Source organism: Pseudomonas sp. LBUM1640 (assembly GCF_059716225.1).
In genome coordinates this window covers 4,265,384-4,288,515 of the sequence record NZ_CP166816.1, presented here as the reverse complement: position 1 = coordinate 4,288,515, position 23,132 = coordinate 4,265,384, and the positions used below count along the sequence as shown (strand labels likewise).

Genomic DNA, 23,132 nt, shown 5'->3' with positions numbered 1-23,132 from the left:
GCCGTACAAGTTCGTACCCATAAGAACGCCATCTTTTGAGTGGCGCCCAGGGAGATTGACTGTATGCCTGACACTTCGACTGCCACCGCCGAAATACGCCTGCTCAACAGCGGCTATTCCCGCGAGGCGCGTTCCATGCTGTACCAGGCTTACCGGCATGAGCCGACCTTCGCCTACATCTTTGAAGCTGAACGGCCAGGCTATGAACAGCGGGTGCGCGCCACGGTGCGTGAGCTGGTCAAACAGCATTTTTTTCAGAAGCTGCCCGCCATCGGCCTGTTCGTCAACGACCGGCTCATCGGCATCGCGCTGATCGCGCCACCGCAGCGGCGCCTGGGCATCACCGAAAGTTGGGCCTGGCAATTGCGCATGTGGCTGAGTACCGGAGTGCGCGGCACTCGGCGCTATCTGGAATACCATCACGCGGTGCTGGCCTGCCTGCCAACCGAGTCGGTGCATGTGCTGCCGCTATTGGGCATTCACCCGCAATTCCAGGGCAAACACTACGGCGAGCAACTGCTGCAAGCCGTGCACAATTGGTGCGCCGAGGACCCGCACTCGTCGGGCGTAGTGCTCGATACCGGTAATTCACGCTACCTGGATTTCTACAAGCGCCAGGGCTATGAGGAAATCGGCGAAGTCGCAATAGGACCCGTCTTGGAGCACGTGTTTTTCCATCCCAATCCCCAAACGTTACATGCTGCAATGGCTTAGACAGAATTATTCAGACTATTCCGGGTTCAAAGAGCCTCCCCAGCTCGTGTAGCATCCGCGCCTATGAAGCTTCCAGGAAGATTTACCAGCGGCTTGATTCTGCTGTTCACAAGCTGCGGCGCCTTGGCGCAAAGCGAATTGAACGTGCGGATCAAGCCTTCAAACGACGCGTTGAAAGCCAACATCGAAGGCTATATCGGCGGGGTCGGCGATCGCGATGAAGAAGCCTTGCAGCGCTTCAGCCGAGGCGCCGAAGAGCAGGCCCGCAAGGCGGCTCAAGCGCTAGGGTTCTATCAGCCGCAGATCTCCAGTGAGGTGAGGGGCGGCAAGAACCCGCGGCTGACCCTCACCGTCGACCCCGGCGAACCGGTGCATTTGCGCAACGTGACCATTCGGGTTGACGGCCAGGCCGCGAGCCTCAAGGCTTTTCGCGTGCCCGAAAGCAGCGACCTCAAATCCGGCGCCGTGCTCAACCATGGCCATTACGAAGACGCCAAGCGTCTGATCCAGAACCAGGCCTCGCGCTACGGCTTTTTCAGCGGGCGCTTTACCCGCCAGAAGCTGTCGGTGGACCCGCAGGCGGGTGTCGCCGATATCGAACTCATTTATGACAGCGGCCCGCGCTACAGCATGGGCAAGGTCAGTTTTGCCGGCGACACGCCGTTTGATGAAGAGCTGCTGCAACGCATGGTGCCGTTCAAAAACGGCACGCCTTACGACTCTGAATTGATTGCCGAACTCAACCAGAACCTGCAATCGAGCGGCTTTTTCGAGGCCGTGCGCGTGGACGCCACCCCGGCGGCCTCGGCCAACGACGTGATCCCGGTGGCTGTGCAACTGGAAACCCGCAAGCCACGCACCATGGGCCTGGGCCTCGGTTACTCGACCGACGTCGGCCCGCGCGGCAAAGCCAACTGGACCCGCCACTGGGTCAACCCCCAGGGCCACAGCTATGGCTGGGAGGCCGAGCTGTCGGCGCCACGGCAAAACGTCGGCCTGTGGTACGACATTCCCCTGGACCCGCCGCTGACCGATAAATTGCGCTTCGCCGGTGGCTACCAGAATGAAGAAATTGCCAACACCGACACCCTGAGTAAACTGCTCACCCTTGGCCCTGAATGGCACAGCAAATTGCCCAGCGGCTGGACCCGAGTCATCTCGCTCAAGTACCAGCGCGAAGAATACCGCCTGGGCAATGACTCGGGCCTGAGTAACCTGGTGATGCCGGGGATCAACTATTCCTACCTGCGCAGCGACAACCGCATCGACCCGCACAATGGCTACCGCCTGATGTTCGACGCCAAGGTCGCCAAGGAAGGCCTCGGTTCCGACACCAACCTGCTTTACGGCACCGCCACGATCAAAGGCTTGACCACCGTGTGGGATAACCACCGCTTCCTCGGCCGTGCGCAGTTCGGCGGCAGTGCCACCAATGGCTACAAGTCGGTGCCGCCGTCGTTGCGCTTCTTTGCCGGTGGTGACCAAAGCGTGCGGGGCTACGAGTACCAGACCTTGTCGCCCGAGAACGACCGTGGTGACCGCATCGGCGGCCGCTACATGGTGGCCTTGAGCGCCGAATATCAATATTCCATTGCCGAAAAATGGCGAATCGCGACCTTTATCGACCAAGGCAACTCCTTTAACACCCTGGAAATGCCCAGCCTGAAAACCGGTGTGGGCGTGGGTGTGCGTTGGGTGTCGCCGGTCGGGCCGATTCGTCTCGACCTGGCCCATGCCCTCGAAGATCCGGGCGGCATTCGTTTGCACTTTTCCATGGGGCCTGAGCTGTGATGCGTGGTTTGAAAATAGCGGGGCTGGCCGTTGTGGCGGTCCTCGCCTTGGTGTTATTGGTGCTGTGGGCAGTGCTCGGCACCCAGGCTGGCAGCCGTTGGGCCTTGGGCCAGGTGCCGGGTTTGACGGTGGAAAATTTCCAGGGCCACTTGGGTGGCCAGTGGCGCGCCGATCACCTGCTGTGGCAGCAAGACACCCGCCGGGTGGAGCTCAATGCGCCGAAGTTTGACTGGTCGCCGGCGTGCCTGCTGCGCATGACCTTGTGCATCAATCAGCTGGATGTGGAACAGGTCAGCCTGCAGTTTCCACCCAGCACCGAAGAGAGCAGCAGTGGGCCGATCCAACTGCCGGACTTGAAACTGCCGGTGGCCATCCAGTTGGGCGACGTTCGTATTGGTAGCCTGCTGTTTAACGGCAGCGAAGAGCTCAAGGGCCTGCAATTGGCGGCGCACTGGACGGCGGCGGGGATGCAGATCGACTCGGTGCACCTGCAACGCGACGGCTTGGTGCTGGACCTCGCCGGCTTGCTGCAACCGACGGGTGACTGGCCGCTGAGTGCCACTGGCAACCTTAGCCTGCCGTACGCTCCGGGCGGTGCGCCGTGGAAGGTGGCGCTCAAGGTCGACGGCGACTTGCTCAAGACCCTCATGCTCGATGCTGACAGCAGCGGCTATCTGCCCGGTAAAATTTATGCTGAGTTGCAACCACTGGCGGAAAACTTGCCGGGGCAATTGCTGATCAAGTCTGATGCTTTCAAACCAGCTGCCGACTTGCCCGACACCCTGCAATTCAATGAGCTGGTGCTCTTGGCAAAGGGTGATCTGAAAAACGGTTTTGCGTTATCGGGCGGCGCGGTATTGCCAGCCGAAAAAAGCCCGGTGACGTTGTTGCTCCTGGGGCGCGTTGATACCAAAGGCGCACAGATTTCAAAGCTGGACCTGTATGGCGACGACAAGCAAAGCCTCAAGCTCAGCGCCAATCTGGACTGGCAACAAGGTTTCAGCGCCGACGCCAAGATCGACTGGCTGGATTTCCCTTGGCATCGCCTCTATCCATTGATCGACGAGCCTCAAGTCGCGTTGCGTACCTTCAATGGCGAAATCTCCTATAAAGACGGCAACTACCTCGGCAACCTCAAGGCCGACCTCGACGGCCCGGCCGGCAAGTTCAATGTGGTCACGCCGTTCAGTGGCGACCTCAAGCAAGTCTTCCTGCCTGAGCTGAAACTGACTGCCGGCCAAGGTAAGGCTGAAGGCTACCTGAACCTGCAATTTGCCGACGGCATCGCTTGGGACACCGCGTTGGACCTGTCGGCGTTAAACCCGGCGTACTGGGTCGCTGAGTTGCCGGGCACCTTGGCCGGGCCGTTGCGCAGCAAGGGCGAATTCAAAAACCAACAGCTCAAGCTGAATGCCGACCTCGACCTCAAGGGCCGCTTGCGCGGCCAAACCGCTGTGTTGGCGGCTAAGGCGGAGGGCGCGGGCGAGCAATGGACGCTGGCCAATCTGGATATTCGCCTGGGCGACAACCGCATCAACGGCAGCGGCAGCGTGCAGCAACGTTTGGCTGGGCAAATCGATATCAAACTGGCGCGCCTGGCCCAGCTGTGGCCGCAACTGCGCGGGCAAATCAACGGGCGCGTCGATGTGGCTGGTACGCTCAAAGCGCCGCAAGGCAAGCTCGACCTCAAAGGCCAGCAGTTGGCATTCGTCGATAACCATCTGCAAAACCTCAGCCTCGATGCCACCCTCGACAATGCCCAGAGTGCGAAGATCGACCTCAAGGGCAGTGGCATCCAAGCCGGCGAAACCCAAATCGGCACTCTGACCGCCAGTGCCCAAGGCGATATCAAGCGCCAGAAAGTCCAGCGTGACCTTGCGGGGCCCTTGCTCAAATTGGCGCTGGCCTTGGACGGCAACCTCGACAAAGGCAACTGGCGCGGGCGCCTGGCCAGCGGTGATGTACAAGCCGGTGGCCAGGACTGGAAGCTGCAGGCCCCGGCGAAAATCGAACGCCTGGCCGACGGCAAGCTGACGTTTGCCGCGCACTGCTGGGTATCCGGGCCGGCCAGCCTGTGCGGCGAAGACCAGCGCCTGATGCCCGAGCCCAAGTTGCGCTACCACCTCAAGCAATTCCCCATCGACAGCCTGGCTGCCTTCCTGCCCAAGGATTTCGCCTGGCAGGGCAAGCTTAATGCCGACGTGCAGCTCGATCTGCCCGCCAGCGGCCCCAAGGGTGTGGTCGCCGTGGATGCCAGCGGCGGCACCTTGCGCGTCAAGGACAAGGACCAGTGGCTGGATTTCCCCTACGACACCTTGAAGCTGGAAACCACCCTCAACCCCAAGCGCATCGACACCACGCTGAATTTCCGTGGCGGCCAGCTCGGCGAGTTGCTGGTGCAGGCGCAGATCAACCCGCTGCCGAAGAACAAGCCGATCACCGGTAATTTCAGCCTCAATGGCCTGGACCTCGCGGTGGCGCGGCCGTTTGTGCCGATGGTTGAAAAACTCACCGGCAAGCTCAATGGCAATGGCCGTATCTCCGGTGGTTTGCTGGCACCGCTGGTCAACGGCAGCGTGAACTTGGTCGGCGGCGAAATTTCCGGGCCGGAACTGCCGATCAGCCTTGAAGGCTTGAATGTGCAGGCGTTGATCGCCGGCGAAAGCGTGCAGTTGAATGGCGCCTGGCGCAGCGGCAAGGCCGGGCAGGGCAGCCTGAAGGGGCAGGTCGACTGGGGCCAGGCCCTGGTGGTGGACCTGAGCCTGCAGGGCTCGCAACTGCCGGTCACGGTAGAGCCTTATGCGACGCTGGAAGTGGCGCCGGACCTGAAGATCAGCCTTAAAAACGACAAGTTGGCGATTGCCGGCAAGGTGCACATCCCGCGTGGCGATATCACCGTGCGTGAACTGCCGCCGTCGACGGTCAAGGTGTCGGATGACACCGTGATCGTCGGCAGCCAGACCGAGGAGGGCAAGCCGCCGATGGCGATGGCCATGGACATCGACGTGGTGGTGGGTGAAGACCAGCTCAACTTCGCCGGCTTCGGCCTCACTGCCAAGGTGCAGGGGCAGGTGCATATCGGCGACAACATGGACACCCGTGGTGAATTGTGGCTCAACGACGGCCGCTACCGTGCCTACGGGCAGCGGCTCAATGTGCGCCGTGCGCGGTTGTTGTTTGCAGGGCCTTTGGATCAACCGTTCCTGGATATCGAAGCCATACGCGTGGTCACTGAACCGTCCAGAACGGTGACTGCCGGCATTCGCTTGAGTGGCAGCGCTGAACAGCCGACCACGCAAATCTTCTCCGAGCCGGCTATGCCTCAGGAGGATGCGCTGTCTTACTTGGTGCTGGGGCGTTCGCGCAACAACACCGGGGAAGATAACAACATGCTCGCCGAAGCGGCGTTGGGCCTGGGGTTGATGGGCAGTGCCGGGGTGACCTCGGATATTGCCAATAAACTGGGGATTCAGGATTTTGACCTCGACACCCAGGGCACTGGCAATAACACGTCGGTGGTGGCCAGTGGCAAGATCACCGAGAAACTCAGCTTGCGTTATGGGGTGGGGGTGTTTGAGCCGGCCAGCACCATTGCCTTGCGCTACTTGTTGAGCAAGAAGGTGTATCTGGAGGTGGCCAGTGGTGTGGCCAGTTCGCTGGATATCTTCTACAAGCGGGATTTTTGAGTTGAGTGTGGGGGGGGGTAGGTTGAGTACATATCCGTTGCTGCGGTAACGGCTTCGTATGGTTCCGCTCTTACAGCGGGTCACTTTTGGCAAACGCCCGGAATGCCGGCCCAGCCAAAAGTAACCAAAAGGTCTTTGCCCCACCACTCGGTGCCTCGCTTAGGCTCGGCATGCCCGCACTCCGGCCCGTTTCCGCGGGTCGCCGCGATGGGCCATCCCTGGCCCATCGCGGCTAAACCGGCATCCCTGCCGGTTTACCCGCTCCACCGTGCCTACTTGCGGCCATCGTGGTTAACGGGGCCTGTCAGATCAAAATCAAAAGCAGATCAAAAGCAGAGCACGGCGGCCTAGTAGCCGACCTGAGTGGTTGAAGCAAAAGCAGGGCAACAGCACAGCAGGAACAGATCAAAAACAGAGCTGCTTTTCTGTGGGAGCTGGCTTGCCTGCGATGCAGACACCTCGGTACATCAGGCATACCCAGTTGATACCATCGCAGGCAAGCCAGCTCCCACATTTGACCGAGTGCACACATCTACCTGATGTACTGAGCTCAAAATGTGGGAGCGGGCTTGCTCGCGAATGCGGTGGGCCAGTTACAAATTAGCTGACTGACACACCGCCATCGGGAGCAAGCCCATCCCACATTTAACCCAGTTCAGCTTCCAACAACAGGTCGGCTGCCAGGCCGCCTTGGCTTTGCTTTTGATCTAACCACTCAGGTCGGCTACTAGGCCGCCGTGCTGTAGATTTTGATTTTGATTTTGATCTTAGGCGCCCCGTTAAACCACGCTGGCCGAACGCAGGCTTTGGAGCGGGGGTAAACCGGCAGGACGCCGGTTTAGCCGCGCTGGGCCAAGGATGGCCCATCGCGGCGGCCCCCGCTCCAAAGCCTGCGTGAGGGCACACCGAGCCTAAGCGAGGTGCCGAGTGGTGGGGCAAGAGCCTTTTGGTTACTTTTGGGCTCTTTTCAAAAGTGACCCGCTGTAAGAGCGGAACCCTAAGCCGCCGTTACCGCAGCAACGGATATGCACCCACCGAGCCAAACAAAAAACACCCCACCCATCACTCAATTACCAAGCAAGCTAATAATTCCATTTGACATTCGCTGCCTAAGCAGTAACATCTTGTCATACATTCACTGCCTAGGCAGTAATAAGGTGACTTCCGATGACCCACTTCACCCCTGACAGCTTCCGCAACTGCCACCTCGGTCTGTTGCTGGGCCGGGCGGCGCTGCTCAAGGACCGCATTATCGACACCCATATGGAACCTCACGGCGTGACGGCCGCGCAGTTCAAGGTGTTGATCATCATTGCCCAGTTTGACGTCGACACCCCGGCCGAGCTGTGCCGAAACCTGTCGCTGGACAGCGGTTCGATGACGCGCATGCTCGACCGCCTGGAGCAAAAGGGCCTGCTGGCGCGCAAACGTTCCGAGCAGGATCGGCGCCAGGTGCAGTTGGTACTGACCGAAGACGGCCAACGCCTTGCCGACATGCTGCCGCACATCGGCGCGCAGTCGATGAACGAACTGGCCGGCGCCTTGGAGCCTGGTGAGTTGCAAACCCTGGAAAAAATCCTCACGAAAATTCTGGTAGCGGCCGGTGACGCCATCGTCATCCAGCGGGTAGGTAATCAATGAACACACGCGCACTTAGCCTGGTGCTGGTGGCGATGAGCATGGCCGGTTGCGCCAACTTCAGCGGCCTCGACACCCAGGGCCAACGCCTCGACGCCAACACCTTGCAAACCGGCAAATCCCTCAGTGGCGTGACCTTGTCCAACGCCGCGTGGCCGACGGCCGATTGGTGGAAAAGCCTTGGCGACCCGCAGCTCGACGGCTTGATCCATGAAGCCCTGCAAAACAGCCCCGACATGCAAGTCGCCAGCGCCCGCGCTCACCAGGCGCAAGCCGCCGCCTATGCCGCCGACGCCGCCCGCATGCCCACCCTGGACGCCAGCGCTGGCGTGAGCCGTTCGCGCCTGGCCAAAGACCAGGACCCGCTGGGGCAGGGCGATGCCTACGCCACCGTGCGAAACATCAGTGCCAGCTTCAACTACAACTTCGATCTCTGGGGTGGCCAGCGTGCCGCCTGGGAAGCTGCCTTGGGCCAGGCGCGTGCCGCCGAAGTCGATCAGCAAGCCGCCCGCCTGACCTTGGCTGCCAACGTGGCCAAGGCTTACAGCGACCTGGGCCAGGCCCACATCGTGCGTGACCTGGCCACCGATGACCTCAAGCGTACCCGCCAGATGCTCGACCTGAGCAAGCGCCGCCTGAGTTCCGGTATCGACAGCCAGTACCAGTACCAGCAGACCGAAAGCCTGGAAGCCAGCTCCCAGTCGCAGTTGATCGATGCGGAAAAACAGCTGCAAAGCGCCAAGATCGCCCTCGCCGTGTTGCTCGGCAAAGGCCCCGACCGTGGCAGCGAGCTGACCCGTCCGAACGTGTTGAAACCCAGCGCTGTCGCCGTGCCTTCGGTATTGCCCGCCGAGTTGCTGGGCCGTCGCCCGGACTTGATCGCCGCGCGCTGGCGCGTCGAGGCGGCAAGCAAGAATATCGCCGCGAGCAAAACCCGCTTCTACCCCAACCTCAACCTGAGCGCGAGCGCCGGGGCCGAGTCGTTGCTGGGCGATGCAATGTTTGGCTCAGCCAGCCGTTTCTTCAGCATCGCGCCGACTATTTCGTTGCCGATCTTCGACGGCGGCCGCCTGCGCGCCGACCTTGATGCCCGCGACGCCGATTACGACCTGGCCGTGGCCCAGTACAACAAGACCCTGGTGCAAGCCTTGGGCGATATCGGTAACACCCTTTCGCAATTGCGCGATACCGGTCGGCAGATCCAGGCCCAGCAACACGCCGCGGACATCGCCCAGCAGTCTTACGACACCGGGGTTCAGCGTTACAGCTCCGGGATCGGGAATTACCTGGATGTGCTCAGCATCGAGCAGCAATTGCTGCAGGCCCAGCGTCAGCTGGCGACGCTGAATGCGGCACAGATCGATCTGTCGATTCAATTGATGCAGGCCCTGGGTGGCGGGTACAGCGCCGAAAACGTGGCCGCGATCACCCCAGCCACACGCACGGAATAATTTGAGGTAATTGTCATGGCCACTGCCGAAAACACCCAAGCAAACGAACAACCCAAAGACACCAACCCGCGCAAACGCAAGATCATGCTGATTGGCCTGGCGCTGATCGTCATTCTCGGCGTCTTGGGCGTCTGGGGCTGGTATGAGCTTTACGGGCGCTTCAACGAAAGCACCGATGATGCCTACGTGAACGGCAACGTGGTGGAAATCACCCCACTGGTCACCGGCACCGTGGTGAGCATCGGCGCCGACGATGGTGACTTGGTCCATGAAGGCCAGGTGCTGATCAACTTCGACCCGAATGACGCCGCCGTCGGCCTGCAAAGTGCGCAGGCCAACCTGGCGCGCACCGTGCGGCAAGTGCGGGGCTTGTACAGCAACGTTGATGGTATGAAGGCCCAGGTCAACGCACAGAAAGCCGATGTGCAAACGGCCCAGGACAACTTTAACCGGCGTAAAACCCTGGCCCAGGGCGGGGCGATTTCCCAGGAAGAACTGTCCCACGCCCGCGACAGCCTGACCGCCGCCAAGAACGCGCTGACCAACCTTGAGCAGCAACTGAAAACCACCAATGCCCTGGTGGACGACACGGTGATCAGTTCCCACCCGGACGTGCAGGCTGCCGCCGCACAACTGCGCCAGGCTTACCTGGCCAATGCGCGTAGCACCTTGATCGCACCGGTGACCGGCTATGTGGCCAAGCGCACCGTGCAATTGGGCCAGCGTGTGCAACCAGGCACCGCGTTGATGGCGGTGATCCCGCTGAACCAACTGTGGATCGACGCCAACTTCAAGGAAACCCAACTGCGCAACATGCGCATCGGCCAGCCAGTGGACATTGAAGCGGATATCTACGGCAGCGACGTGAAATTCACCGGCACCGTCGACAGCCTCGGCGCCGGCACTGGCAGTGCTTTTGCGCTGCTGCCCGCGCAGAACGCCACCGGTAACTGGATCAAGATCGTGCAACGGGTGCCGGTACGTATCCACGTCAACGCCGATGAACTGGCCAAGAACCCATTGCGTGTGGGCTTGAGCACCGTGGTCAATGTAGACCTGCACGACCAGAGCGGCCCGGTGCTGGCGCAACAGGCACCGCAAAAGGCCTCGTTCACCACTAACGTGTATGACCGCCAATTGGCCGAAGCCGATGCCATGATCAGCCAATTGATCCATGACAACAGCCTCGCCGCGCCTAAGGCTGTGCAACGCTGATGAGCAATAACGCCTCCTTCACGCCACCCAGCCTGTTGATGGCCACTATTGGCCTGTCGCTGGCGACCTTTATGCAGGTGCTCGACACCACCATCGCCAACGTGGCGTTGCCGACCATTTCCGGCAACCTTGGGGTGAGTTCGGAGCAGGGCACCTGGGTGATCACCTCGTTTGCGGTGAGTAACGCGATTGCCCTGCCGCTGACCGGCTGGCTGAGCCGGCGCTTTGGCGAGGTGAAGCTGTTTTTGTGGGCGACCATCCTGTTTGTGCTGGCGTCGTTCCTGTGCGGTATTTCCACCTCGATGCCTGAGCTGATCGGCTTTCGGGTGCTGCAAGGCCTGGTGGCCGGGCCGCTGTACCCGATGACCCAGACATTGCTGATTGCGGTTTACCCACCCGCCAGGCGCGGCATGGCCCTGGCGTTACTGGCGATGGTCACGGTGGTGGCGCCGATTGCCGGCCCCATCCTCGGCGGCTGGATCACCGACAGCTACAGCTGGCCGTGGATCTTCTTTATCAACGTGCCCATCGGCATCTTTGCGGTGATGGTGGTGCGTTCGCAGCTGAAAAAACGCCCGGTGGTCACCAGTTACCAGCCGATGGACTACGTCGGGCTGCTGAGCTTGATCGTCGGTGTCGGCGCCTTGCAGATCATCCTCGACAAGGGCAACGACCTGGACTGGTTCGAATCCAACTTCATCATTATTGGTGCAGTGATTTCGGCGATAGCCCTGGCGGTGTTCGTCATCTGGGAAATGACCGACAAGCACCCGGTGGTTAACCTGCGGCTGTTTGCCTATCGCAATTTCCGCATCGGCACCATTGTGTTGGTGCTGGGTTATGCGGGGTTCTTCGGCATCAACCTGATCCTGCCGCAATGGCTGCAAACCCAGATGGGCTATACCGCCACCTGGGCCGGCCTGGCGGTGGCGCCGATCGGGATTCTGCCGGTGCTGATGTCGCCATTTGTGGGCAAGTACGCGCACAAGTTCGACCTGCGCTTGCTGGCGGGCCTGGCGTTCCTGGCGATTGGCCTGAGCTGCTTCATGCGCGCCGGCTTCACCAATGAAGTGGACTTCACCCACATCGCCCTGGTGCAGCTGTTCATGGGTATCGGCGTGGCGCTGTTCTTCATGCCGACCTTGAGCATCTTGATGTCCGACTTGCCGCCGGCCCAAATCGCCGATGGCGCCGGCCTGGCCACCTTCCTGCGGACGTTGGGCGGCAGCTTTGCGGCCTCGCTGACCACCTGGATCTGGATTCGCCGCGCCGACCAGCACCATGCCTACATGAGCGAGAACATGACCACCTACGACTCGGCAACCCGCGATGCGTTGCAGGCGCTCGGCGGGGCTGGGCACAAGGCGTATGCGCAGCTGGATCAGATCCTCACCAGCCAGGCGTACATGATGTCCACCGTGGATTACTTCACGTTGCTGGGGTGGATGTTCATGGGCTTGATCGTGATTGTGTGGCTGGCCAAACCACCGTTTGCGGCCAAGGCCGGGCCGGAGGCTTCAGGCCACTAACGGATATGCTCGGTCCATGTGGGAGCTGGCTTGCCTGCGATAGCATCACCTCGGTGTACCTGATGTACCGAGGTATCTGCATCGCAGGCAAGCCAGCTCCCACAAAAGCCTGCTTGCACATTTGATGTGTGTTGTGGGGTTCAGGCCCCAGGCAACGCCAGTTGCGGATTAACGAAGTCAAACGCTGCCAACTGAAACCCTTGCTCGTCCACCTGCAATGCCCAGCCCTGCTTGTCCCAATCCCCCAGCACTATGCGCTTGGCTGCCTGGTCACCAATCTGCAACTTATGGATCGCCGGGCGGTGCGTATGGCCGTGGACCAATGTACGCACGCCAAACTGCTGCATCACCCGCGGCACTTCCTCGGGCGTCACATCGACAATGTCGTTGGCTTTCATGCGGACCTGGGCGCTGCTTTCACTGCGCAACTTGCGCGCCAGCCTGTGCCGGGTGCGCAAGGGCAGGTGCCGCAGGATAAACAGTACAATCGGGTTGCGCAGGACGCGCCGCAGCTTCATATAGCCGACGTCGCGGGTGCACAGGCTGTCGCCGTGCATCAACAGCACGGGCTCGCCATAAAACTGCACGACACTCGGGTCCTTGAGCAAGGTGGCACCTGCGGCTTTGCAGAACGCCTTGCCGATCAGGAAATCGCGGTTGCCGTGCATGATGAAAATCGGGGTGCCGCTGTCGCTCAGCTCGCGCAGAGCCGCGCATATGGAGCGCTGGAAGGGTGTCATCCCATCGTCGCCAACCCAGGCTTCAAAGAAGTCCCCCAGAATGTACAACGCCTGGGCGCCACGGGCGCGGCCGTGGAGCAAATCCAGAAACGCCCGGGTTATATCCGGGCGCCCCTCTTCCAGATGCAAATCTGAAATCAGCAATATCACCCAACGATCTCGGCTTTCTCGACGATAACGTCTTCTACCGGAACGTCCTGGTGACCGGATTTACCGGTGGTTTGCACGCCTTTGATCTTGTCAACGACGTCCTGGCCTTCGGTGACTTTACCGAACACTGCGTAGCCCCAACCCTGCACGTTCTTGCCGCTGTGGTTCAGGAAGGCGTTGTCGGCCACGTTGATGAAGAACTGCGCGGAGGCCGAATGCGGCTCCATGGTACGGGCCATGGCGACGGTGTACTTGTCGTTGGAAAGGCCGTTGTCCGCTTCGTTCTGGATGCTTGGACGCTTGTCTTTCTTTTCTTTCATGCCAGGCTCGAAACCGCCGCCCTGGACCATGAAGTTGCCGATTACACGGTGGAAAACGGTGTTTTCGTAGTGGCCGGCATTCACGTACTCGATGAAGTTGGCGACGGTGATCGGCGCTTTCTCAGCGTTCAGCTCGATGACGATGTCACCGTGGTTAGTGGTCAGTTTGACTTGAGTCATGTTCACTACTCTTTTCAGGGAATTCGTGGGTTTGGACGCCTGGGCGCCTCACCGGGTTGGCTAAACAGAAGCCAAGGCGCGCAGTTTAGCGTGACCTGCAGGAATTTCGAGGTGGTTTTTTACCGCCCGGGCAATTAATGCAGCAGTTTTGGGCCGCGCTCTGTCAGTGTCTTGACCGCTTCGGCTATTATGAGCGCTTTGTTTTATCGGCCTAACCCGGCCAAGCACTTCGTCTGTTCAAGGATCCTATGAGCAAGCCCACTGTCGACCCTACCTCGAATTCCAAGGCCGGACCTGCCGTCCCGGTCAACTTCCTGCGCCCGATCATCCAGGCGGACCTGGATTCGGGCAAGCACACGCAGATCGTCACCCGTTTCCCGCCAGAGCCTAACGGCTACCTGCACATCGGTCACGCCAAGTCGATCTGTGTGAACTTCGGCCTGGCCCAGGAGTTCGGTGGCGTCACGCACCTGCGTTTCGACGACACCAACCCGGCCAAGGAAGACCAGGAATACATCGACGCCATCGAAAGCGACATCAAGTGGCTGGGCTTCGAATGGTCCGGTGAAGTGCGCTATGCGTCCAAGTATTTCGATCAGCTGTTCGACTGGGCCGTGGAGTTGATCAAGGCCGGCAAGGCCTACGTCGACGACCTGAGCCCGGAACAAGCCAAGGAATACCGTGGCACCTTGACCGAACCGGGCAAGAACAGCCCGTTCCGCGACCGTTCGGTGGAAGAGAACCTGGACTGGTTCGCCCGCATGCGCGCCGGTGAGTTCCCGGACGGCGCCCGCGTACTGCGCGCCAAGATCGACATGGCCTCGCCGAACATGAACCTGCGCGACCCGATCATGTACCGCATCCGCCATGCCCACCACCACCAGACCGGTGACAAGTGGTGCATCTACCCGAACTACGACTTCACCCACGGTCAGTCGGACGCCCTCGAAGGCATCACGCATTCCATCTGCACCCTGGAGTTCGAAAGCCACCGCCCACTGTACGAATGGTTCCTCGACAGCCTGCCGGTGCCGGCGCACCCGCGTCAGTACGAATTCAGCCGCCTGAACCTGAACTACACCATCACCAGCAAGCGCAAGCTCAAGCAACTGGTCGATGAAAAGCACGTACATGGCTGGGATGACCCGCGCATGTCGACGCTGTCGGGCTTCCGCCGTCGTGGCTACACCCCGGCGTCGATCCGCAATTTCTGCGACATGGTCGGCACCAACCGTTCCGACGGCGTGGTCGACTTCGGCATGCTCGAGTTCAGCATCCGTCAGGACCTCGACGCCAACGCCCCGCGCGCCATGTGCGTACTGCGCCCGTTGAAAGTCGTGATCACCAATTACCCGGAAGACAAGGTCGACAACCTCGAACTGCCGCGTCATCCGCAGAAAGAAGAACTCGGCGTGCGCAAGCTGCCGTTCGCGCGTGAAATCTATATCGACCGTGATGACTTCATGGAAGAGCCGCCAAAAGGCTACAAGCGCCTGGAGCCGAACGGCGAAGTGCGTCTGCGCGGCAGCTACGTGATCCGTGCCGATGAAGCGATCAAGGACGCCGATGGCAACATCGTCGAACTGCGTTGCTCGTATGATCCGGATACCTTGGGCAAGAACCCTGAAGGCCGTAAGGTCAAAGGTGTCGTGCACTGGGTGCCGGCTGCGGCCAGCATCGAATGCGAAGTGCGCCTATACGATCGTCTGTTCCGCTCGCCGAACCCTGAAAAGGCCGAAGACAGCGCGAGCTTCCTGGACAACATCAACCCTGACTCCCTGCAAGTTCTTACGGGTTGTCGTGCCGAGCCATCGCTTGGCGACGCACAGCCGGAAGACCGTTTCCAGTTCGAGCGCGAAGGTTACTTCTGCGCAGATATCAAGGACTCGAAACCTGGTCAGCCGGTATTCAACCGTACCGTGACCTTGCGTGATTCGTGGGGCCAGTGATTTAAGGAAGTTGTCGTGTTAACGATCTACAACACACTCAGCAAGACCAAAGAAGTCTTCAAGCCGCTGGATGGCAACAAGGTGCGCATGTACGTGTGCGGCATGACCGTGTACGACTATTGCCACATCGGCCACGGCCGCAGCATGGTTGCCTTCGACCTGGTGACCCGCTGGTTGCGTTTCAGCGGCTATGACTTGACGTATGTGCGCAACATTACCGACATCGACGACAAGATCATCAACCGCGCCAACGAAAACGGCGAGTCGTTCGACGCGCTGACCGAGCGCATGATTGCTGCGATGCACGAGGACGAGGCGCGCCTCAACATCCTCAAGCCGGACATGGAACCGCGCGCCACGGACCATATTCCCGGCATGCACGCGATGATCCAAACCCTGATCGACAAGGGTTACGCCTACGCCCCAGGCAATGGCGATGTGTACTACCGCGTCGCCAAGTTCATGGGCTACGGCAAGCTGTCGCGCAAGAAAATCGAAGACCTGCGCATCGGTGCACGCATCGAAGTCGACGAAGCCAAGCAAGACCCGCTCGACTTCGTGCTGTGGAAAGGCACCAAGCCGGGCGAGCCGAGCTGGGAGTCGCCATGGGGCGCAGGCCGCCCGGGCTGGCACATCGAATGCTCGGTGATGTCCACCTGCTGCCTGGGTGACACCTTCGACATTCATGGCGGCGGCAGCGACCTTGAGTTCCCGCACCACGAAAACGAAATCGCCCAAAGCGAAGCCGCCACCGGCAAGACCTACGCCAACGCCTGGATGCACTGCGGCATGATCCGCATCAATGGCGAGAAGATGTCCAAGTCCTTGAACAACTTCTTCACCATCCGCGACGTGCTGGAAAAGTACCATCCGGAGGTTGTGCGTTACCTGCTGGTGTCGAGCCACTACCGCAGCGCGATCAACTACTCGGAAGACAACCTCAAGGACGCCAAAGGCGCTCTGGAGCGTTTCTACCACGCGTTGAAAGGCCTGCCAGCCGTGGTGCCTGCGGGCGGCGAAGCGTTCGTGGCGCGGTTTACCGAAGTCATGAACGACGACTTTGGCACACCGGAAGCCTGCGCGGTGCTGTTCGAGATGGTGCGCGAGATCAACCGCCTGCGTGAGAGCGATCTCGATTCAGCAGCGGGACTGGCAGCGCGCTTGAAAGAACTGGCCAGTGTCTTGGGCGTGTTGCAGATGGAAGCCGATGACTTCCTGCAAGCCGGCGCTGAAGGGCGTGTAGATGCGGCAGAGGTTGATGCGCTGATCCAGGCGCGCTTGGCTGCTCGGGCTAACAAAGACTGGGCGGAGTCCGACCGTATCCGTGACCAACTGACCGCGATGGGCGTGGTGTTGGAAGACGGGAAGGGCGGCACGACGTGGCGCTTGGCTGATCAGGCCTGATTGGTGATTGCTGACTGAAAAATGCCCCGACTGGTTCGGGGCGTTTTTTTGACATCATTTTAACGGCTCACTCGATCCAGTGTGGGAGCTGGCTTGCCTGCGATGCAGACACCTCGGTACAGCAGCTATGCCCAGGCGATGCTATCGCAGCCGTGCGGCGATCCGACAAGCCAGCTTCCACATTTTTACCGGGTCCGCTTTACACATTCTTCGTTCTCAGATTTTCTCTGAGTTGGGTTCTCGTTGAAGCTCAATGCTTTTTCCACCAGCAACTGTATCCCCTCCAGCATCCTGCAAATGCCCAGTGCCACACTGCGAGGATTGCCGTCGATCTCAAAAGCCAAATGGCTTGCCAGCGTCTGAACCGATGCAAGATCCTCCGTTGCGTTGACCAGCAGCGTCTCGACGTCTAATCCTTCGCGCACGGTAAACACACCATGGCCCTCAGATGCTGGCTCTGGTTTCTCAGAAGTATTCAGATAATGGTTAATGGCTCGATGAGCAGCCGTGTGAAACGCGGCTGAGTCCAGTGGTGGGTTTGGACTGTCTTTAATTATGGCGAAGCTCCTAAAGTATTGGAGTCACCACCCATCGCTGCGAAACGATATTTGGGTGGCAGCTGTACGCAGGTTCGCAGACCGGGACTCTAGGCACCCGGCATACCCGAAGGTATCCCGCGCACAGCCGCCATAACATCAGGCATAAAAAAGCGCCCGCTATCTTGAGGTGGACGCTGTGCGTCTAGAGTTTAACCGGGCTGCGAAACCCAGTCGCTGAATTTGCAGCGACCCCCGAAGATTAGGCAGTCATCTTCCGAGCGACAACCCTAAAATGCTGTCGGAAGTTTCTGTGATAGCGGGTGCAGGCACATTGCAGGTTCGGTGGTGTCCCCAATCCAAATGTGGGAGCGGGCTTGCTCGCGAATGCGGTCTGTCAGTTGCTGATTTGCTGACTGACTCACCGCATTCGCGAGCAAGCCCGCTCCCACAATTTGACCGAGTTAAGCCCCCACATTTGCATTACTCCGGTAGCGAGGTCAGATACGGCGGTGAGGCACTGACCTCATAAGCGCAACTCTGCGCTTCGTTGCGGATCAGCCTGTGGGATTGGTCATTTTTGAAATGCACAGCAACGCCATCATCTACCGCGTAGGCAGGCTGTATACCCTGAAGACGCACCAGCTCGACAAACGATGCTTTCCTTCCGGCCTCTGAGCTGAAATGGGGGCACAGGGCGCCGGGAAGCAAGCCGAGGCCTGCGACCAGGGCAAACGCTCCCCCTGAATCAGAGTGCCCATAATCAAACCAGCAAATGGCCCCGGCACTGACACCACAGAGCACTTTGCCGTTTTTCCCTGCCGCTTGGGAGATCGTTCCCACGCTCTGCGTGGGAATGCCGCCCCGGACGCTCCGCGTCCCGCATTTGGCGAACGCCTCAAGCCCTGCGCACGGTGACGCGGAGCGTCAGGGGATGCATTCCCACGCGGAGCGTGGGAACGATCAAAAAACACGGTAGGAACCCGCCAGCCCCGTGTTGGCTTCGCGGTTAACCGCCACATTATCGCTATCGGAGCGTCAGGTTGCTTCAACGACCCGATACATACTCTGAACAAACCCATTCTGCGACACATACGTGCCGACGTGGCGCAGTTCGCGCTCACTGCCAAACTGGCTGAACAAGGGAAGCCCTTGGCCTAGCAGAACCGGAATGCGGGTGATGATCAGGTCATCGATCAGGCCTGCGTCAAGAAACGCCTGGATGGTTTGGCCTCCATCGATATAAAGGTGCTTCATGCCGCGCTCGGCTAACTGTTCCACGAGGGTGGTGACGTCCGCCGCCATCACTTCAACTTTGCCCTGTACATGCGCGGGTAGCTGCAACGAGCGATGTGAAAGAGCGATGACCGGCGTGCCCTCATAGGGCCACTCAGAAAAAGACAGGACTTTTTCCAGGGTTTTGCGGCCCATCACCAGCGCATCGACCGTGGCGATAAAGCTTTCGTAGGTCACACCGCTCAACTGCGCAGCTTCGTACTCCGGCCGGTGCAGCCACTCAATGTCACCGTCCGGCCGCGCTATGAAGCCGTCGACGCTTGCGGCGATAAAAACGGAGCATTTGATATCCATGAGCAGTAAAACTCCTTAACCACATCGTCAATTACGGTTTCCCATCGCCTGTATCGCAAACCCCGCGATACTCGTCAACTGCTCAACCGTCGCGCCGCCCTTGCCGGCGATTTTCATGCCGCTTAGCGCAGCCATCAGAAAATCGCATGCCCCCGGCAGGGCGGTGTCAGGTGCCAGCGCCTCCAGTGCCTGCGCGTGTTTCAGGGGTTGCTCGAAGGCATCGGGCAAGCGTTCGAGCAGGTCGTCGACGCTGCTGCGTCGATACTCGGCCATGGCTTGCTCGTGCTGTGCCTCTCCTCGGATTTTTCGTTGGCATGTTGGGAGTTTGCCGGTGTCTGGCAGGTGGGCTTTTTTCTAGTTTGGCTGCAACGGTTCTTAGGACGAGGACACATTCAAGGTCTCTGTCGAAGAGGGTTGACTATGCCAGTTTCCACGATCAATCACGCCTTGCGTGAGGGTGGATATCCAACAATATCGGATAACCAGAACGTTAACGCTACCCCGTCTCCCCCCTTTCCCGAGCCTGCTCCTGAGTTACCGCCCGTTGGAACCCGCAGCGGGCTTAAAACAGGTGCGCGGCCCCCACATTTGACGCAGCGCACCTTTGGTGCGGTCGAGCACGAAGCCCCTTCCATACGGCGTACAAAACGCGCGCTTTCGGACACGTCCGCCGATTCTGCGCGCAATACCCTTGGCGTGCTGAACGGCCCGACATCTCACTCCGTCGAAGCAGATAAAACCCTGCAGGCAGATTTGATTTCGACAATGGGCAGCGTGACTGATTCATTGGTGACCGTGCCTGAGCGTTCTCTGATTGCGCAACCGTTCGAAATCTACAAGCGCGTGGTGAACCAACCCGAGGTCTTGGCTTGGCTGAGGGGCAAGGGCTTTTCATTGGACTCTGTCATCATCGGCAAACACAGCGTATCGGGTTTTGTCACGCGTAACGGTGTGGTTTCGCGCCAGACCTATTCCCTGCACAACACCAGCGGGTGGTGGCAAGTATCCCCTCGCGTGATGAGCGCGCTGGAGGCCTTAGATCCCACACACAGGGGCGTGCCTTATGTCGCGGCGGGCAGCCAGCAACTGTCCAGGGATGTGGCGAGCTCGTTTTATGACGTCCATCCGCCTGCTACCCACGAACAAGCAAAATCCCTGGTGCGTAGCCTGGAGGCAGGCTGGCCCGCGCTTTCCACTGCGCAAACAGGCAACCGCGAGCTCAGGCTTGAATGGGCTAAACGTGGCATTGATGAAATGGATGATCGGGAAAACCTGGCAGACGCCTTGGAACGAGCCGTCCAGGGGCTTGCCGAGGAGGCATCGCTATCATCGCAGGACACTGTATTTGAGGTTTCCCGAACACACCCGTTGAAGAATGATTATGCCGCTCGCGAGCAATTGAACGCGCTGGTCGCACTGCCTGAGATGCGCGATGTTCTGGCGACGTTGGGTGAGCATTTGCCGAGCCAGCCGGTACGCATCAGTGAAGGTCGTCTGCAAGTAATGGAGCCGGTAGCGAGTCTGTGGCTGGACGTGCCTGTCGGCGAGCGCTGGAGCCAGACGTTGAAGGACGCATTGGCTGCAGTCGTCGGCGCGAGTGAACAGTCGGGAGGGGCGCTGTATTCAGAGCAACGCTACGATCTACGGCAGGTCGCAAAATCCATGAACCTGGGGGAACTTGATACGGTCAGCCGGGCCAAGGCCGCCATCGAGTGGCTGAGGACCGGTTTTGCGCCGCCTGCACCTGGCGGCAATTATGCGCAATTGCTCCCTCAGGCGTGGGCACCGGGAACCCTGTCATCGAGCGATAAGCAGAAGCTTGTGGCCCTGGCGACAGATAACAAATACGGCGCCAACACCCTCGGGACGGTGTGGGGGCGCCGGATTGTGACGCAGATCGACCCGCAGCAACTGGCTGCTAAAGCAGACAGTTGCTGGGACCAACTGCTCAGCACCCCAGAGGCGCAAGAATGGGGGCGAGAGCTCGCCCGCGAACTGCGTTGGCACAGTGGGACCCCTAACGGACAAATCAGTGATGAGGGTTTACGTCATCTGCTGACCTCGGCCGTCATGCTCAGCGTCGACCCAGATGCACCCGCCAAGCCTGGCACCGCAGCGGGTTATGACTTCTACCAGCCGGCCAATATGGGGCGTGAGATGGGGGCCGTGCGCAAAGACTTTGAACAGCATTTGATCGAGAAAAAAGGTGTAAGCCCGCGCGCGGCAACCTTGGTCGCTCACCTGTTCCTGGCACAGGCTGCGCCGGAGTTCCTGGTGAAGCCGGACCAGCAGCAATCCACCCAGATCCCTGAACAGCTACGGGTGTCTGAGCAGAAGATACGCGTTGGCAGCCCTGCCTGGATGACGCTCACTCAGGGCGCCGCATTGGCTGACGTGTGGGGTGGGGCTGGGGCCAGCCGCGGCATGAGCGTCAAGGAGCTGAGTGCGCTGACCACGCTGAAACCGGTTCTGCCGCAGCAGCAGGCTCTGACCACAGCGCTGGGTGCCAGGGTGGTGCTCAATGTGGGCGTCATGACCGGCACAGTGCCTCGACGCAGTGACGACAAATACAGCCCTGAGGATTACCAGAAAGCGTCTGATGCTATTGCTCATCGCTCTGCATTGCTTGAAAAAACCATCGGGACACTGGGCACCGCCCCACCTACGCGCATCAGCCTGGCAATCAAGGCATTGAAAGCGGCGTTCCCCGAGTTGACGGACAGTGAGATAGAAACCCTTACCCTTAGAAAACCAGCAACCAAATTCAGCAAAGAAGGTTTTGCATTGAATGCCAAGCGACCTACGTTAGTGGAGGCTTACGCAACAGGCGATCTGCACCAGAGTTGGTTTGGCTTCAACCATCCCCGTATCTCCCAGTCAGAATTTGAAACCCGCAAAAAGATACTCCCCAGGATTGCCGACGAAGTCACTGGCGCAGTAGATGCCTATCTCAGTGCGGTCAAAGCCGCGATGCCCGCGCTTATGAAGATGAGTTTTGCGAACTTGCCGCTTGATGTTCGTCAGGCTCTGGAGTGGGGCACAGTCGATATCTTCAGGCTACGGCAAGAAACCGGTGAGACGCAGCCGCAAGACGCTGCCAAAGGTAACAAGGTCGCCGAAAACCGGGGGTGGCATGGGGTACTGTTGCGAAGCCTGTACGAGGGGAAAACGCGCTATCTCGAATTTTTCCCTGCGTCCGGGCTGATAGTTGATCGTACTGAGAGCTTGTCGGGGGAAAAGTTGGACCTTAATGGGGGCGTCGTTGAAGAAGAGAGGGTGCCTCTTTGGAAAAGCGGCACGCAGAAGAATCGTTATCTGCGGGGCACTCTACAACCTTTTGATTTCAACGCCTTCCTAACGGGGGAGGCGACTCGTGCCAATACCCCATCGAAAATCATCATTTCCCAGGTGGGTTCTTCCCTGGCAGGCGCCGCTTCAAAAGGGCAGGGTGACAATGCCGGTGATTGGGTGCCCAACACGTTTGGCTCCGACAAGAGCCAGGCGATTGTCGACGCTATACTCAGCGGTAACTACATAGGCAACTACAGTGGGCACCGTAAAGCGCTTCTTGATCATGCGAATGCAGTGCTGCCCAGTGAAGACACCAACCGGGGCTATATCGATCGTCTGATGACCAAGGAAAACGGACGGGCGATGGTGTCGATGATTTCGTTCATCGGCCCTTTGGTCGACATCTTCGAAGGTAACGTCAAAGACGGCGTCAAGGGCCTGCTTATCGATTTCATATCGTTCGCCGGTACAGGCGGATTGCAGGCGACCTACAAAGCCTGGAGGGCGATAAAGCTCGCTTCACGCTTGAACAGGCAGGCATTCAGCATCAAAGCGGTGAAGGAGGGCACTAGCTTGCTGCGTGGCATATTTAATCCTGCAGAGGGGTTTGTTGATTTAGCGAGTCAGCCCGGTAAATTCTGGAAATTTTTTGCACGTACACGCAGAGGCATCCCCACGAAAGTGGGCATGGGAGTTTTTGTACCTGCTGATGTGTTCGAAAAGGCTCGTTTCGTCGACAGTGCCGCTCCCTCCGTAGCCGAGATACTAAAGATGGCAGGCCCGAAGCCGTCGCATACGGTACAGGGTACGATTAATCAAATAGTCGTGCAGGCCGTCAGAGCGCGAGGCGAGTGGTATGCGCTTAATCCTCGTACGGGCACGCCGACTGGCGCTCCCCTTCAAGGCTTCGTACCTGCAACGGCTTAGCGCAAACGCAATGTTCATGAT

The 23,132-nt window shown here is 59.6% G+C and carries 16 protein-coding genes; 10 read left to right on the top strand and 6 right to left on the bottom strand.

The genetic code is table 11. The annotated features are described in order from the left end of the window. Nucleotides 1-63 precede the first annotated feature (63 nt). The 7 genes from ACA065_RS18825 to ACA065_RS18795 all read left to right on the top strand — a co-directional run bounded on the left by ACA065_RS18825 (nucleotide 64) and on the right by ACA065_RS18795 (nucleotide 12,024). Nucleotides 64-714, top strand: coding sequence for a GNAT family N-acetyltransferase (locus ACA065_RS18825; RefSeq protein WP_497690992.1), 651 nt, complete (start codon nucleotides 64-66; stop codon nucleotides 712-714). A 63-nt stretch (nucleotides 715-777) separates the two neighbouring features. Beyond that, nucleotides 778-2,505 carry an autotransporter assembly complex protein TamA gene (locus ACA065_RS18820; RefSeq protein WP_497690991.1) on the top strand — a complete coding sequence of 576 codons (1,728 nt, stop codon included), beginning with the start codon at nucleotides 778-780 and terminating at the stop codon, nucleotides 2,503-2,505. Next, nucleotides 2,505-6,191 (top strand): translocation/assembly module TamB domain-containing protein, encoded by a 3,687-nt coding sequence (locus tag ACA065_RS18815; protein ID WP_497690990.1) that lies wholly within the window; start codon nucleotides 2,505-2,507, stop codon nucleotides 6,189-6,191. Before ACA065_RS18820 ends, ACA065_RS18815 begins: the two co-directional genes overlap by 1 nt. Before the next feature lie 1,167 nt (nucleotides 6,192-7,358). Further along, on the top strand, nucleotides 7,359-7,832 hold the full coding sequence (locus tag ACA065_RS18810; RefSeq protein WP_177018411.1) for a MarR family winged helix-turn-helix transcriptional regulator: 474 nt from the start codon (nucleotides 7,359-7,361) through the stop codon (nucleotides 7,830-7,832). Continuing rightward, complete coding sequence (locus tag ACA065_RS18805) at nucleotides 7,829-9,280, top strand: efflux transporter outer membrane subunit (RefSeq protein WP_497690989.1); 1,452 nt, start codon at nucleotides 7,829-7,831, stop codon at nucleotides 9,278-9,280. The genes ACA065_RS18810 and ACA065_RS18805 overlap by 4 nt, the downstream gene beginning before the upstream one ends. Nucleotides 9,281-9,295: 15 nt before the next feature. Then, nucleotides 9,296-10,495: an HlyD family secretion protein gene (locus tag ACA065_RS18800; RefSeq protein WP_497690988.1), complete on the top strand. Its 1,200-nt coding sequence runs from the start codon at nucleotides 9,296-9,298 to the stop codon at nucleotides 10,493-10,495. Continuing rightward, entirely contained in the window at nucleotides 10,495-12,024 is a 1,530-nt protein-coding gene (locus ACA065_RS18795; protein ID WP_242150690.1) for a DHA2 family efflux MFS transporter permease subunit, read from the top strand. The genes ACA065_RS18800 and ACA065_RS18795 overlap by 1 nt, the downstream gene beginning before the upstream one ends. A 140-nt stretch (nucleotides 12,025-12,164) precedes the next feature. On the opposite strand, the gene lpxH is transcribed toward ACA065_RS18795, so the two are convergent. Further along, nucleotides 12,165-12,914, bottom strand: a complete 750-nt coding sequence (gene lpxH, locus ACA065_RS18790) for a UDP-2,3-diacylglucosamine diphosphatase (protein ID WP_497690987.1) — start codon at nucleotides 12,912-12,914, stop codon at nucleotides 12,165-12,167. Then, nucleotides 12,911-13,414 carry a peptidylprolyl isomerase gene (locus ACA065_RS18785; RefSeq protein ID WP_497690986.1) on the bottom strand — a complete coding sequence of 168 codons (504 nt, stop codon included), beginning with the start codon at nucleotides 13,412-13,414 and terminating at the stop codon, nucleotides 12,911-12,913. Before ACA065_RS18785 ends, lpxH begins: the two co-directional genes overlap by 4 nt. Before the next feature lie 248 nt (nucleotides 13,415-13,662). Here ACA065_RS18785 and ACA065_RS18780 point away from each other — a divergent pair, with 248 nt between their 5' ends. Together ACA065_RS18780 and cysS are read left to right on the top strand one after the other, a co-directional pair. After that, nucleotides 13,663-15,363, top strand: a complete 1,701-nt coding sequence (locus ACA065_RS18780) for a glutamine--tRNA ligase/YqeY domain fusion protein (protein WP_497690985.1) — start codon at nucleotides 13,663-13,665, stop codon at nucleotides 15,361-15,363. A gap of 15 nt (nucleotides 15,364-15,378) precedes the next feature. Further along, nucleotides 15,379-16,767, top strand: a complete 1,389-nt coding sequence (gene cysS / locus ACA065_RS18775; protein WP_497690984.1) for a cysteine--tRNA ligase — start codon at nucleotides 15,379-15,381, stop codon at nucleotides 16,765-16,767. A 185-nt stretch (nucleotides 16,768-16,952) separates the two neighbouring features. On the opposite strand, the gene ACA065_RS18770 is transcribed toward cysS, so the two are convergent. From ACA065_RS18770 to ACA065_RS18755, 4 genes are all read right to left on the bottom strand, one after another. Further along, nucleotides 16,953-17,324 carry a DUF6124 family protein gene (locus tag ACA065_RS18770; protein WP_119739839.1) on the bottom strand — a complete coding sequence of 124 codons (372 nt, stop codon included), beginning with the start codon at nucleotides 17,322-17,324 and terminating at the stop codon, nucleotides 16,953-16,955. A 462-nt stretch (nucleotides 17,325-17,786) separates the two neighbouring features. Then, nucleotides 17,787-18,107, bottom strand: coding sequence for a Type 1 glutamine amidotransferase-like domain-containing protein (locus ACA065_RS18765; protein ID WP_497695380.1), 321 nt, complete (start codon nucleotides 18,105-18,107; stop codon nucleotides 17,787-17,789). Between the two features lie 234 nt (nucleotides 18,108-18,341). Then, on the bottom strand, nucleotides 18,342-18,893 hold the full coding sequence (locus ACA065_RS18760) for a dihydrofolate reductase family protein (protein WP_497690983.1): 552 nt from the start codon (nucleotides 18,891-18,893) through the stop codon (nucleotides 18,342-18,344). A 27-nt stretch (nucleotides 18,894-18,920) separates the two neighbouring features. Next, nucleotides 18,921-19,166: a hypothetical protein gene (locus tag ACA065_RS18755; protein WP_497690982.1), complete on the bottom strand. Its 246-nt coding sequence runs from the start codon at nucleotides 19,164-19,166 to the stop codon at nucleotides 18,921-18,923. Nucleotides 19,167-19,313: 147 nt separating this feature from the next. Between ACA065_RS18755 and ACA065_RS18750 the strand changes: the two genes are divergently transcribed. After that, the gene (locus tag ACA065_RS18750) at nucleotides 19,314-23,111 is read left to right on the top strand and encodes a hypothetical protein (RefSeq protein WP_497690981.1); all 3,798 of its coding nucleotides are present in this window, start codon (nucleotides 19,314-19,316) and stop codon (nucleotides 23,109-23,111) included. The last annotated feature ends 21 nt before the right edge of the window (nucleotides 23,112-23,132 follow it).

Excerpts from the sequence above, each read along its gene's own strand:
- ACA065_RS18755 (WP_497690982.1), bottom strand. The coding sequence starts at position 19,166 with ATGGCCGAGTATCGACGCAGCAGCGTCGACGACCTGCTCGAACGCTTG.
- ACA065_RS18795 (WP_242150690.1), top strand. The coding sequence starts at position 10,495 with ATGAGCAATAACGCCTCCTTCACGCCACCCAGCCTGTTGATGGCCACT.
- ACA065_RS18810 (WP_177018411.1), top strand. The coding sequence starts at position 7,359 with ATGACCCACTTCACCCCTGACAGCTTCCGCAACTGCCACCTCGGTCTG.
- ACA065_RS18825 (WP_497690992.1), top strand. The coding sequence starts at position 64 with ATGCCTGACACTTCGACTGCCACCGCCGAAATACGCCTGCTCAACAGC.
- ACA065_RS18780 (WP_497690985.1), top strand. The coding sequence starts at position 13,663 with ATGAGCAAGCCCACTGTCGACCCTACCTCGAATTCCAAGGCCGGACCT.
- ACA065_RS18800 (WP_497690988.1), top strand. The coding sequence starts at position 9,296 with ATGGCCACTGCCGAAAACACCCAAGCAAACGAACAACCCAAAGACACC.
- ACA065_RS18750 (WP_497690981.1), top strand. The coding sequence starts at position 19,314 with ATGCCAGTTTCCACGATCAATCACGCCTTGCGTGAGGGTGGATATCCA.
- ACA065_RS18815 (WP_497690990.1), top strand. The coding sequence starts at position 2,505 with ATGCGTGGTTTGAAAATAGCGGGGCTGGCCGTTGTGGCGGTCCTCGCC.
- ACA065_RS18760 (WP_497690983.1), bottom strand. The coding sequence starts at position 18,893 with ATGGATATCAAATGCTCCGTTTTTATCGCCGCAAGCGTCGACGGCTTC.
- ACA065_RS18785 (WP_497690986.1), bottom strand. The coding sequence starts at position 13,414 with ATGACTCAAGTCAAACTGACCACTAACCACGGTGACATCGTCATCGAG.
- ACA065_RS18820 (WP_497690991.1), top strand. The coding sequence starts at position 778 with ATGAAGCTTCCAGGAAGATTTACCAGCGGCTTGATTCTGCTGTTCACA.
- ACA065_RS18805 (WP_497690989.1), top strand. The coding sequence starts at position 7,829 with ATGAACACACGCGCACTTAGCCTGGTGCTGGTGGCGATGAGCATGGCC.